This window comes from Pseudoalteromonas luteoviolacea, from assembly GCF_021654285.1.
Classification (GTDB): domain Bacteria; phylum Pseudomonadota; class Gammaproteobacteria; order Enterobacterales; family Alteromonadaceae; genus Pseudoalteromonas; species Pseudoalteromonas luteoviolacea_J.
In genome coordinates this window covers 40,923-54,929 of sequence record NZ_JAKFZS010000009.1, presented here as the reverse complement: position 1 = coordinate 54,929, position 14,007 = coordinate 40,923, and the positions used below count along the sequence as shown (strand labels likewise).

The window sequence follows — 14,007 nt, the reverse complement described above, 5'->3', positions numbered from 1 at the left end:
GTTTAAATTGAACAACTAACATACTAAATAGTTACAAAACCGTAAAAAACCTTTGACAAAGTTTAAAATACAACCAATTATTTAAATCGTTCCAATTATTTTTGACATGAAATGAGTTCATAAAAATAAAAAACATCACTTGAGTCAAAATTAATATGGGAACAAGCCACAATCATTTATTGGAACGATACAAGGTTGGATACACATGAAATCATTAATTACACACAATGCCTTAAATAAAACCAAACTCGCGTGTTTACTTGGCGCATTATTTTCGACCGCAGCCATTGCACAGACAGACCTCACTTCAGATAATCCAAATGTCATCCGCGCATCAGGCGAAAATGGTGACTTTGAAGGCCGAATTAAAGCATTTGATGATAACAAGTACAGCAAATGGCTGACTTTCACCTCTTCAGGATGGATAAGTTATCAATTTGCACAACCGCAAAAAATAACCTCATACACGCTAACTTCAGCCAATGATGCGCCAAATCGTGACCCACAAGATTGGCAATTACAAGGGTCTAATGATGGCGAAAACTGGACAACACTGGATACACGTTACAATCAATCTTTCAGTGCTCGCCATCAAACTAAGCAGTTTAGCGTTGCAAATCTACAGAGCTTTTCGTTTGTAAAAGTTGATATCTCATCAACCAAGGGCGCTAATATTTTGCAACTTGCTGAAATCGAGATGTTTTCAGATGACATCACCCCACCGAGCAATTTACCTATCTCGCAAAGTAATAGTTTAAACGCGGGCCAGTGGCAGCATTTTGGCCCATTTAATGTTGCAGGCAAAGTGATTGCGACAACAACGGGTAATGGAGACGCCGATTTATATATGCGACGTACAGCTCAGCCAACAACACAGTTATTTGACTGCAGCAGCACCACATCCAATGCCAATGAATCATGTACATTACAAGGTAATGATGTATATGTTTCGGTATATGGTTACTCAAATACCAGCTACACCATTAATATAAAGGAAGAAACAACCACTCCACCAACGGGTGAATGGAAAAAACCACAAGTTAACTTTGTGGATGTCGACCCTCAAACTCAAGGGGCTATTTTATTCAAACGCATCATCTCAGATCCTGCTGACCATATGGCAAATCGCTGCGTGGATGTAGCAAAAATACTTTACCGCGATCCTGTCGAGTCCAATCGTTTCAGAAACCTTCAATTCGAACTTAGAGCAAAAGATCATTGGGGTAATGAGTTTGTTGCATACAAGATGGGCCAAGATGGTTCTGGTGAAATGACCATAGTCGTGAGTACGAGCCACCTTGAGAAAATTTACCGTGACAACGGTAATTCAGACGCTGCGATCCGCAATGAGATTGATGGTATTTTATCTCATGAAGTCACCCACGGTTACAACAACTCACCGCTAACTCATGATAATTACGGCGATGGTAAAGCTTATTGGGCTTATACTGAAGGACTTGCGGATGCAGTCAGAATTGGAGAAGGTCTTCACAAAACGCGTACGCCTAATGTGAATGACCCTAAAAAATGGCTAGGTGGTTACACCACCACAGGATTCTTTTTACACTATGTCCGTGTCACACACGATCCAGACTTCCTATACAAATTTAATAAAGCGGCAAAAGATTTAGGAAATTATACCTGGTCTTTTGATGCCGCTTTCCAACAGATTTTAGGAAGAGGTGTAGAGGACCTTTGGCAAGAATACGCCACTTTCATCAATAATGGTGGCCAATTAGAATACTAAGCTTCAACTTGAGTGAGCATGAATGTGCTCACTCCCTTACACAGTCCAACCCACCGCCCACCTCTTTTTGTAAATTGTTTATATCCTCAAGCACCTTTTAACCAAAAACTCGCAGCCTTTTATATATCTAGCATAAATATTTAATCCAATAATCAATCCTGAATACTTAGCAGATTATACCGTTGTACACTATGCTGATGAGAGTTAATAAGTTTAACTATCTAGTACAATTCAGTGCAGGAGTAGGTGTACGATGACAGACAAAGCAAAGGTGCTCATAGTTGACGATGAGCAAGCAGTAAGAGACATGATAAGTGCGGCATTAAAACCTTTCTTTGTGTGTGAACAGGCAGCATCAGCCAGTGAAGCTTATGACATACTCGACAACTTTACCCCTCAAGTGGTCTTAATGGATATCAGCATGCCTGGTATAGATGGTTTAGCGGCATGCGAAAAAATTAAGACCGAACTATCACCAACTCACTGCGCGGTGTTTTTAGTCTCTGGATACAACAACTTGGATATGAGACTGCGTGCCTTTGATGTGGGTGCAGATGACTTCATTGCCAAACCTTTTCAAATGAAAGAGCTGGTCACCAAAGTCCAAAAAGTCAGTGAATTTATTCAATCTCAGACCCTGCTCAAAGCCAGTGAGCAAGAATCAATAACCCTTGCCATGTCATCAATGCAGCAGGCGTCTCACTACAGCCTAGTCATGCAGTTTTTTAAACTGCTTAATCAATGCAATGATCAACAGCAAGTCGTGAATCAGTTTTTTTCTACGATGAAGCAACTAGGCATGCTCAGCAGTATCATGATAAAGCAAGAGCAAATGCATTTTTACGGTCCAGCTGGTACACAAATTAGTCCAATTGAACAAAATATATTTGAGCTGCTATGCACAAAAGGCCGTTTACACCACTTTGGCAGACGCTTGATTGTCAATGAAAAACATGTGTCTTTTTTAATTAAAAACATGCCTGAATCACCTGAGGAAAGCGGTGCAATACAAGATATCTCCGTCGCCATTATAGAAGGCGTTGAGTCTAAACTGCTAGATTTGGGTCGACAGCAAGCGATGGAGCAAATTGTGTTAGACATCTCTAGCGGTATAAGCTCATTGCAAAACATTTCTGACGAATATAAAAGCTTAATTCTTGATGTAACGAACGATCTAAATCAGCAAATATCATCGAGCTTTCATATTCTCGACTTAACCGAAGAACAAGAACTTTTTATTGCCAACCTGATCGCCAAAGAAGCAAAAAAACTCAGTGCCCTTGAACCAAAAATGGACTTGCTTAAATCAAACCTGACGAGTGTCATTGAGCAAACTGACAAGTACTTTGCCATGGAAAAAATATCCGCGCCTGAAAGCGACACGCATATCGATTTAAACACCACAAAACCTGAGTTATTTTAAGCTCAATAATGCTACTCTATTGAGTAACTCTTGTGGGCGAAACGGTTTTCGCAGTAAGCTTTCATATAAATTTGGATTAAAATCAGTTACTTGTTCAATATCCACATAACCACTTATCATTTGAATTTTAATATCAGGATATTTTGCGGCAGCTCTTTTAGCCAGACTAAACCCATTTAACTCAGGCATGAGCACATCTGAAATAAGTAAGTCATAGTGTGTCACTTCCATGGCCTGAAGCGCTTCAGTGCCACTTTCAAAAATATCGACTTGGTGCCCAGCTTGGCGCAGCAGTTTGGCAACCACATCTGCAAGTGACAACTCATCATCAACAACCAAGATCTTACTAAGCTTATGACTTATCTGATTTGATGCAGTGTTTACTTCTTTGCTTTGCTTTATCTCGGAGTCGATTACAGGAAAATAAATTGAGAATTGCGTCCCTTGGTCGCTGGTTTTCACTTCAACTTGTCCTTTACTACGCTGGATAAATGCATAAACCTGACTCAAGCCTAAGCCAGTGCCCTTGTCCCCTTTTGTAGAAAAGAAAGGATCGAAAATACTATCTAAGTACTCTTTTGGAATGCCCACTCCCGTATCACAAACATCACACCTCACATGTAAGCTAGGGGAGGTACTAATAAAGTCATTTTGATACCAGTCTATTGACGTCGCCACCGTCACAACACCTGCTTCTTCAATCGCATGCACACTGTTTATAACTAAATTCAATATCATGTCATCAAAGTCATGCTTATCAACTCTGACATTGGGCAATTCTTCATGTAAAGAAAAATCTAATTTAACATCCGCTTTAAGTGATTTTTCTAATAACTCGCGGCTATCCAATAATGCATTATTCAAACAAAATATTTCTGTGAGCTCACTTTCTTTTCTTGAGAAGTTCAGCAGCTTTTGAGTCAAATTGGTAGCCCGCTCCCCCGCTTTAACAATCGCTTTAGCATGACTTTGAATATCCTCATCTAAAGACTCTTGCATTAAAATTATGTCGCTGTAACCAAGCATAATACCAATCAAGTTGTTAAAATCATGAGCAATTCCACCGGTCAGTTTACCGAGTGCGTCCATTTTCATTGACCGCCTCAGTTGCTCTTCTTTTTCTTTAATATTAGTAAGATCTACACAGTTGCCAATAAACCGCCTTACACCATTTGGCATGAGAGGAAGCTCGCTGATAGATAGGTGCATGGGAAAAACACTGCCGTCGGCACGCAGCCCAAAGACCTGTCGCCCAATACCAATCACTTGCTTATGCCCTGTTGTCATATAATTAGATATAAAATTATCGTGGTGCATCGCAAACTCATCGGGCATCAGCATTTTCACATTTTTTCCAATCACATGATCCGCTTGATATTGAAATGCAGCCTCAGCCGCTTTGTTAAATGTTAAAACCTGTCCTTTATCATTGATGGTGATCACAGGATCCACCATCGACTGTAGCACTTCATCTTTTTCAGCTTCTTTTAACTCCAATGATTCAATCACTTCATGCAGCATCGTGATATCAGACACCAAAGAGGCATAACGGGGCGCTTCGATTGGGCTATCAAACACCATAAAGCTTTGCCATTCAGTGACTCTTTGCTGCCCTTGTGCGTCTGTAATGGCTATAAGCTGCTTTGCTGATTGCTCATTTGAAATAGTACTTAGTAGGTAATTTTCCAGTTCAGTATTAAATTCAGATGTCACCACTTCAGATAAGTTGCTATCAATTAAGCGACTTTGCTCTACGCCAAATAACGTAGATGCGGCTTGATTACAAAATACAATGGTTAGCGATTTATCCCATTCAATAATTGCCAGTGGTGCATGCCTAACAAGCCCTGCCAATCTTTTTTGGGTTTGCTGTAGTGTATGATCCGTGCGTTTTTGATTTGTTATATCCGAGATAACGCCGGCCATGGCATATTTACTATCCGATCTTTTCACAATTGGGAAAAGCGTAATTGCACTGTAAAAAGTTTCTCCCTTGTGTTTATAGTGCACTTCTTCTCGAATATAGCTCTCACCACGCATGACAGATTCCATCCGCTGCATAATAAATTCAGCAATATTTTTAGGACAGGCCTGGAATAAGTGGGTAGCTTCTTTTATCGGTTTTTCTATTGATAAAAACTGTTTCAGTTGGCTGTTTAAGTACGCTATTTCGCCGTTTTCTTGCAGTAAAAACACACTTTCTGGGATATTTTCTATTATAGAGTAAAACTTACGCTCACTTAGCTGTAGCTGTAGGTTCAACTCGAACTCCTTTTGCTGATCGACAAAAGCAACCAAATAACAGGTCAGCACCTGCTTTTTCATATTTAGCTTAGTCACTGACAAGTTAATAGCATGCCATTTTCCCTCATATAACCAAAAGCTTTTACTACTATGTCCACGGTTTCTTTCAGCCTCAATCGACAAACTCAAGAGCTGAGATTCATCGCAAGAATGAGATAACTTAAAATACGCATTAAACTTTGCAAACTTATTGGGCTGTTCAGATAAATAGGCAAGTGCAATATGGTTAATATCTAAAATCTGCCCTTTTTCATCCACAATGACAACGGCATCAGTAATGCCTTCAAACAAAGCTTGAAAGTAGTCTTTTTGCTCTTTGGTGGCCGCATGGCTACTTGCAAGGTCTTGAAATAATTGATTGCTCCTTCTCGCTAATTCACTGATCTCATCCATACCATTTATCTCTATCAAAGTTGCCCCTTCTTTAGAGTTATAAGTATCAAAGTGACGAAATATTTTCTGTAATCGCTTTTGAATTGAGACATGAAAAATCACTGCAACCAAGAGTGCTGTGATTAACATAATAACGAACAATGGGGTAAATGCGTGCATCGTAGAATTGTGGATATACCTTGCGGCTTTTGAATAATCAGCCAATATCAACAAGTGTCTCTGAGTTTGACTGCTTTTCAGATGAGCAATCGGGCCTGCTAATACGAGCCTTTTTGATTTTTCATAGTACGCTTTAAAATCCACTTTGGACGTTAATATTTGTTGCAGATAATCATCAGAGAGCTCAAAGTCATGTACAACTTGTTCAATTGAGCTGCCTTGATAATGATTATGCGTACTGGTCTCTACAGCACCTTGTTTGTCAATGACCAAAGCAATGGCCACATCCGAGTGGGTTTTCATTAAGCTCAAGTATTCTTCAACTGCATCCTGTCTGTTTTCAGACGTCATAAATGCAATCGCTGACTTTGCTTGTACAAACAAACTGCTGACTTCATCAATACGTGTCGCTAAATGATTATCGGTCGTTTGCTTGAGCGTAAATAATTGCAGCGTAGCCGCTTGTGCGAGTAAACCAAATACCACCACGACAAAAATTTTAAGCGCGATAGGAATACGAACAAATTTGCTAAACAGATGCACTATCTATTACCAATAGAGAATTTTGACGTCGTTACAATAGTGACAGCCCACAAGGTAGAGGCTTGAATAAGCAGGAAAGTTTTAGCCAATGCACACTCCAACAAAGTTGCCAATGCATTGAGCATAGTACATAGTGTTTAAATCACCTATTTACTATATATTTGTCACTATATTTGAGAATGCAACCAAACTTGAAGAGTTAGTTGGGATACCAAGACAAGTAACCCAACGATAAGATAAATAACTTAACTACGGCACTCATCACTTCTACATGTCTTAATATTGATGAGGTGACTGTATGCAACGACCAAACTGCCTACAACAGTTAAAATAGTCTCTCCTGCATCACCGAGTAAATCATGTCCAAAAAATGCAGCAACACTCAAAACAACGAGTCCAAAAATACCACTGTAAAATATTTTCCACTTTTGATGGGATTTACACCCACTATATAAAGCGACAATACTGGTAATTAACACTCCAAATAGCAACATCTGATGAAAAGCTTCCTCTTGCAAAAAACTTGTCGCTACAAACGGCAATGCTAAAACAACAACAGGTAAAACGAGACAGTGAGCTACACACAAAAAAGCAAGCCCTATAGACACTCTATCTCCAGTTTGTTGAAAACTACCTAGCATTTAACCCTCTCAATAAAGATACAATATAACATCACTATAAAATATAGAAACAGGCTTTAATTAGCAACAGATATTCACGCCAAGATTGGCTTAAACTCGGCGTATTGGATAAATAGTCATAAAAAGTACACCGCATAATCATCAAGCTTTATCAGTCATCCGTTTTTATAGCCCTCAGCCAAACAATCAAAAAACAACAATATTAAAATTAATCATACAAACCATTAACTTTATTAAAATTTTTTCAGTACACTAGCGAAAGCAATCAACAGTTCACAAGGATAATCTATGAGTACGACCACAGCAGATATTGAGTTAGCACAACAACAAGAGTCACCGTTGCTAACTGCGCCCATTTTTAAACAGTTTTGCTTTTTGGCAATACCTACTATTTTAGGGATGTTAATAAGCGGGTTATACAGTTTTGTGGATGCACTCTTTATATCACAAGGTATCGGCACGCAAGCAATGGGTGCCGTTTCGGCAGTATTTCCAATCCAAATGCTATTAATCGCCATTAGCACCATGCTCGGCAGTGGTATGGCGTCACTGATCTCTAGATACCTAGGCGCAAAGCGTCAACAGGATGCAAACGAGGTATTCTCAGCCTCCTTTTTACTCGCTGTTGGGTCTGCATTACTGCTGTGTTCATTAACCTATTTTAATCTAGACGCCATTTTTAACTTATTGGCGGTGCCTGAAGCGTTAAAAGCACAAGCCACCAGCTACATCACACCCATTGTATTATTTTGGGTTGTTGGCTTTGTTTGCAATCAAATCACAGAAGGCTTCCGAGCTTCTGGCAATCCCAAAGCAATGATGCAAGTGCTTACAACAGCCTCTGTATTAAATATTGTGCTCGATGCTGTCTTTATATTTGTATTCGAATGGGGAGTAGCAGGCGCTGCGTGGGCGACTATCGCAGCTATCAGCATCGCTCTCATCATAGCGATTCAACTACAAATAAAAGGAGAGAGCAAAGTCCAGTTTAACAAACAGCAACTATTTAGTCCTTTGAAGGTTCACACCAAAATTTTAAGTCTTGGTTTACCTGTATTACTCTCTCATGGCGGTTTCTCAGTTATCCTCGCTGCGACGATATATTCGATCTCTACCATATTTACAAATAATTCCGAGCCGCTCATTACAGCCCATGGGATCTTAGTACGCAGCTATATGTTTCTGTTTCTGCCTATTATCGGCATGATGGTTGCCTTGCAGACACTCGCAGGCTTCAATTATGGTGCAGGCCAATATCAACGCGTATATAAAGCTTATATAGTAGCCTGTGCAGTGAGCTTTGGTTGGGGGCTTATCGTGACCTTTATACTCGCGTTTAACGCACAGTGGCTCATTACATTATTTACTCAGGATCAGCAAGTCACCGAACTTGGTAAGCAAATCGCACTCATCTCATTTTGTGCATTCGCCCTATCCGGATTTTGCATGATGTCTAGTGGGCTATTTCAAGGCATGGGCAGAGCACTTCCTGCAACTATGCTGGATGCTGCACGTACCTATATTGTACTTTTACCATTGATGGCTGTATTACCAGATGTATTTAATCCCGACGCTTTATGGTGGTCTTTCCCCATTGCAGATACAGCTGGCGGGCTATTTGCACTTGCTTTTTCACTGTACACTCTAAAAAGACTAATAAAAAATAACTAGATACATACCAAGTTATAAAAAATTCATCTTAGTTTTTACATTGCAAATAAACAAATACCGATTTACCTATTGTTTTACCACTTTAGGTAATCGGTACAAATGAAAAGCAAATTCACCGGTAAAATTCAAGCTTTCGACCACAAGTTTTAATCATACCCGTACCTGAAAAACAAACCATCGCAAGATAGCTAAACACCATCGACCTCCCTTAAAAAGAACATATATTCATATAGTTACCTAATAGTCCATTTTAGCTATTTACACTTTTTGTACCCGACGAAAACAACTCGTGTAATGCGTTGAAATTTCACCTCCACATTTCATACATATTTATCCCCAAATTGAAAACAAAAATTCATGTACCAATCATGAAACTGGCATAGTGCTTTATTCTAAAAAAATAAATTAAAGCCAATATCGCAATAAAGTAAATGCACAAATTGCAATAAACGAAACAATTTAAAAATTATTACAGACCGAAAATATCATTATTTTAATAACATTCTCGTGATCAATGTTAATTATTGCAAACGATAGTGATATCATTCTCCCCAGCAATTACAGCGAGTTTAATTAATCATAATCTATTGATTTTATGGAATACGAATTTAACACTTTCGTGTTTCAGTGAATAAACCGGCTTAACAATGATTTTTAATATTTAAATAATGTTAATTATTAATGAAGTTTCATTTAGAGCTACAAGTTTTTAGGAAAACTCAAGGAAACATGGAACATGACGGTTAGAGAAAATACAATCTCAATCATCGGGGCGGGCATTTCAGGCATCATTTGCGCGCTAACGTTAGCAAAATCAAATGAGTGTAAAAAGAAAACCATTCGGGTTTATGAACACAAAAATCGTGTCGGTGGACGCGCACATGCGATAAAAGTCAATGATCTTTATGTAGACCTCGGCGCTGGACGCTTTTCCTCGGGTCTTCATCATAATGTCAAAGAGCAAGTAAAATCCTTGAACTTGGCCTATGAAAAATTCCCTTTTACACAACTAAAGCGCCCGCAAGCATTGCATAAAAGTTTAAAGAGCATTCTGAAAAATTTGAAACCTTTATGTGACGAGCATGCGCATGACTCCTTTGAAGAGTTTTTAACCATCTATGTTGGCCGAAATCAAGCTCGAGAGATGATCAATGCACTCGGTTATGATTCGTTGTCATTACCCAATATTACGCCACATATTGCCTTCGACATTATTGAAAAGCACCCTGAAATCCAAGGTTTTTCTGAAAACGCAGGGTATGAGTGGTTTAACCTTAAAGAAGGGTTTTCGGCTTTACCAGAGAAGCTTTATGAACAAGCTCTTGCACATGGTGTCGAGTTTCACTTTGGTCATGAATTAACAAGTATCGAAGCTGATACAGAAACTCCTGTACTCAAATTAAAAAATGAAAAGCAGCAAGAAGTGATTATCAATGAAGGCGAGATGATTTTAACTTTTCCGCCAACAGCGATGAAAAAGCTCAATTGCGGTTTCCCACAAGATTGGAGCAACTATACCTATGGCTCTATCCCGCTGTTCAAAGGCTTCTTATTTTACGATACGCCTTGGTGGCAAGATATGGATTTAGCTGACCATGTGGTGATAGCCAATAACCCTATCCGAAAACTGTATTTTAAAGATAACAAGTATGTATTTTTTTATACCGACAGTGATTATGCCAACTTTTGGCGTGACGCCACATTAAAAGGTGAAGCACATTACTTACAAACAGTAAAAGAATTAATGGCCGAGGCATTAAAATGTCATATGAGCCAACTTCCAGATCCAAGCAACCATGTTCATAAACACTGGGTGCATGGCGTTGAATTTTCGCAAGAGTCTTGCCCCAACCACCCTAAAACACTCTCACATAAAAAGTCTCACATCATCTCTGCATCAGATGCTTACACATCTCATTGCGGTTGGATGGAAGGCGGTATTATGGCTGGCACCAGCGCGGCGAATACCCTTCTTGAGAGATTGAAGCAAAGACAAGTAAAAGCACAAAAAGAATGTGAGCTTGCTCACGTTTAACTGTCATTAGACACAGACATAATTAAGAGACCAGTAACTAGGAAGTTTAAATAAATGAGTATTCTCGACTTTCCCCGAGTTCATTTTAAAGGGGTTGCGCGTGTTAATGTGCCAACAGGTAATCGTAATATCAACAACACGTTAGATATATCGAATAACACGGCCATCATGGACGGTAAACCCTATGATGTGTCTAAGTCGCCACGCAACTTTCATGACTATATAAAGTCACTTGGCCCCAAGTTTAATGCTCAAGGTAAACTTGATGAAGAAGGTGAATTTAACCTCAGTGCAGGATATAACATGCGCGGGAACAATCACTTTAGCTGGGAGAATACCCTAGTTACGTCAGTGCAGTTACGTCCCGGTGAATACATCACAGATGACAAGCTTGTAGGTAATAAACTGTCTTTATGGGGGCATTACAACGAGTATTTAAGAACCTCATTTAATCGCGCACGCTGGGTTGATAACGATCCAACTAGACGAGATTCAGCCTTAATTTATGCAGGTCAACTTACAATCACTGACCCTAAATCTTCTGCCAATACGGACCATATTTTATCCGCGGATATAGACTGCACCCATGGTGTTCGCTGGCTTAATCGCGGATATATTGAAGAGCCAATCAACCACTTTCTGTATGAGGAAATGAGCGAAGCTCGGCTGTTTCAATTCACGGTTAATAAAGACAGTAAAGACTTTATACTCAACCAACTTGGTTTAGACTCTGAATTTTTAACTGAATTAAGAAATAAGCTGCAAGACCCAGCGGTAAAAGGCCTGCTTATTCAATACTGCGTAAGCAACTTGTCTCCACCTAAAGCGCCTAATATGCCTGTATTTTGTGACTTACACGGCACCATTGGTTTATGGTACGACGACGATATGGCCACTTGCCCTACTGGCAGAGTCTTAAGGCCAGATAACAGCGAACAATATGCACCAATCGCCTTATCAATAAGAGATAACTGGTTGAGCCTAAATACCGCTATTAGTTTGCCCCACCAGCGATATGAAGAAACCATGCCAGTTGAAAGTGGCATGCCACCAAAACTCAGTGAAAAAGTAGATCTTGGCGACCTATATTTAAAGTCAAATAATGGTCAAGTGGTAGCCGTCATACCCAAAGACAGTTATCTCAATAACTCGACTAACTCAGGCGTAATTGACATCCCACTCCCCGAGTTTGACAGCCAGTTTGAACAACAATCGTTGAAGTTATGTTCCGAACGTCACACTTGGTATGAAAGCGATTGGTACATCCAAGCTGAGCAACACATTATCGCCATGGAAAGCCCAAACTCAGTTACCAAAGAGCCCAGTACAATCGAGTTAGGTGTGCGCAGTTATTATCGCGGAAAGCCAGCGTCAATATCTCAGTTAGCAACACATTCACTAGCACCTGACACAGTCACCAGCTCTGCTTATCTTGATACTAACGAAGATGGCCATGGCAGTATTATTGTTGAGAGTTTATCCGCAGGCGGCGCTGAGCTATTTTTAGGTGAGTTTTACAGTCCAGTGCAAGTGAGGGTGCTCCCTGATGCTTGGGCACTTGCGGATATACCGACGGAACAAGTTGATTATGACTTCCTGTATCAGCATGTCATGGCGTACTACGAACTATTTTACCCGTTTATGACCGAAGCCGTATTTAGTATGGCGGATAAATGCAAATGTGAAACCTATGCACGTTTAATGTGGCAAATGTGCGACCCTAAAAACAGAGATAAAAGCTTTTATATGCCAAGCACACGGGAAATGCCTGAGGTGCACGCGCAACTATTTCTAAAGTACTTATGCAATGTCGAACAATCAGCTATGCCACAAATTTTACCTGCCGAGCAAGCAAAGGCAAAAATCAGTGGCAATATAAAAACCAAAGTACAGCTGATTAACGCGTTGAAAGATGCCGTCGATCTTGAGCTGTCGATTATGTTGCAATATATCTACAGTGCCTATTCGTTGCCTAACTATGCCATTGGTGAACACTTGGTATCGATGGGCCGCTGGAGCGAGCAGCAGCTTGAATTAGTTAACGGCGGCGAAGATAGACGTTTAAACAGCGGATGGCGTGGTGCTTTACTCGAAATAGCCCATGAAGAGATGATCCATTATTTGGTCGTCAATAACTTATTGATGGCACTTGGTGAGCCGTTTTATCCAGGTAAGCCCGTACTTGGGGAAGAAGCCAAAGAAAAGTTTGGTCTCGATACTGAGTTTTCTTTTGAACCCTTCTCTGAACACATCATCGCCAAGTTTGTCCGCTTTGAGTGGCCCGCGTTTTTTCCAGCTGTTGGGAAATCTATCGCAGATTTTTACGCGGATATCACCAAAGCCATTGAAGAGATCCCCGATTTGTTCAGCAAAGAGCGGGGCAACCTGGGTGGCGAACACCACTTGTTCTTAAACGAAATTATCAATCGTGAATATCCGGGTTATCAATTTGAGGTATACGACAAAGAAACGGCTCTTTTTGCCATTAATTTTGTCACCGAGCAAGGCGAAGGTGTTGCTGCTGATTCACCACAATTTGAAGTCAGTCACTTTAATCGTCTAAGAGCCATCTCAAAGGCTTTAACCAATAGCGACATTCCATTCGAGCCAGCTTATCCAGTGTTAAAGAATCCTGTTTTTGAGCCGAGAACAGGCTGTAATCTCGTTACCGACCCCGCGGCAGTAGAGCTTATGCAGTTTTATAAAGGCTGCCACGAACTGATGTTTCAGCTCATGATGCAGCACTTTGCAATAAAACCACTGGGCAGCATGCGCCGCTCTCGTTTAATGAATGGCGCGATAGATTTAATGACCGGTACTTTAAGACCACTATCCGTTTTATTAATGACTTTACCATCGGGTACGCCGGGCCGAAATGCAGGCCCCCCCGTACCAGAACCAATAAATACACACGTATTTTCAGACCTCGAGCAAGGGTGTATGGCTATATCAGAGCAGTGCAAACAGCTTGCTGATATGGGCAGAGCTATGGTCTGTGCAAAACCTCCAACAACACAAATTGAGTTATTAGAGTTTTTTCAAAATCAGATGCATGAAATCGCAACTGGCAAACTTTCAAGGGAAGCTTAAT

The 14,007-nt window shown here is 40.2% G+C and carries 7 protein-coding genes; 5 read left to right on the top strand and 2 right to left on the bottom strand.

Annotation, left to right across the window (positions count from 1 at the left end; translation table 11 throughout):
• Positions 1-205: 205 nt before the first annotated feature.
• Entirely contained in the window at positions 206-1,747 is a 1,542-nt protein-coding gene (locus L1077_RS10080; RefSeq protein ID WP_237136724.1) for a basic secretory protein-like protein, read from the top strand.
• Positions 1,748-2,000: 253 nt separating this feature from the next.
• Positions 2,001-3,170, top strand: coding sequence for a response regulator (locus L1077_RS10075; protein ID WP_237136723.1), 1,170 nt, complete (start codon positions 2,001-2,003; stop codon positions 3,168-3,170).
• Here L1077_RS10075 and L1077_RS10070 read toward each other — a convergent pair.
• The gene (locus tag L1077_RS10070; protein ID WP_237136722.1) at positions 3,162-6,569 is read right to left on the bottom strand and encodes a PAS domain S-box protein; all 3,408 of its coding nucleotides are present in this window, start codon (positions 6,567-6,569) and stop codon (positions 3,162-3,164) included. The two genes, L1077_RS10075 and L1077_RS10070, sit on opposite strands and share 9 nt — an antisense overlap.
• A 245-nt stretch (positions 6,570-6,814) precedes the next feature.
• The gene (locus L1077_RS10065) at positions 6,815-7,210 is read right to left on the bottom strand and encodes a MerC domain-containing protein (protein ID WP_237136721.1); all 396 of its coding nucleotides are present in this window, start codon (positions 7,208-7,210) and stop codon (positions 6,815-6,817) included.
• A gap of 288 nt (positions 7,211-7,498) precedes the next feature.
• On the opposite strand from L1077_RS10065, the gene L1077_RS10060 reads away from it, so the two are divergent.
• The 3 genes from L1077_RS10060 (at position 7,499) to vioB (ending at position 14,006) form a co-directional block, all read left to right on the top strand.
• On the top strand, positions 7,499-8,881 hold the full coding sequence (locus L1077_RS10060; RefSeq protein ID WP_237136720.1) for an MATE family efflux transporter: 1,383 nt from the start codon (positions 7,499-7,501) through the stop codon (positions 8,879-8,881).
• 736 nt (positions 8,882-9,617) lie between these two features.
• Positions 9,618-10,916: an FAD-dependent oxidoreductase gene (locus L1077_RS10055; RefSeq protein ID WP_237136719.1), complete on the top strand. Its 1,299-nt coding sequence runs from the start codon at positions 9,618-9,620 to the stop codon at positions 10,914-10,916.
• Positions 10,917-10,970: 54 nt separating this feature from the next.
• Positions 10,971-14,006: an iminophenyl-pyruvate dimer synthase VioB gene (vioB, locus tag L1077_RS10050; RefSeq protein WP_237136718.1), complete on the top strand. Its 3,036-nt coding sequence runs from the start codon at positions 10,971-10,973 to the stop codon at positions 14,004-14,006.
• Position 14,007 lies beyond the last annotated feature (1 nt).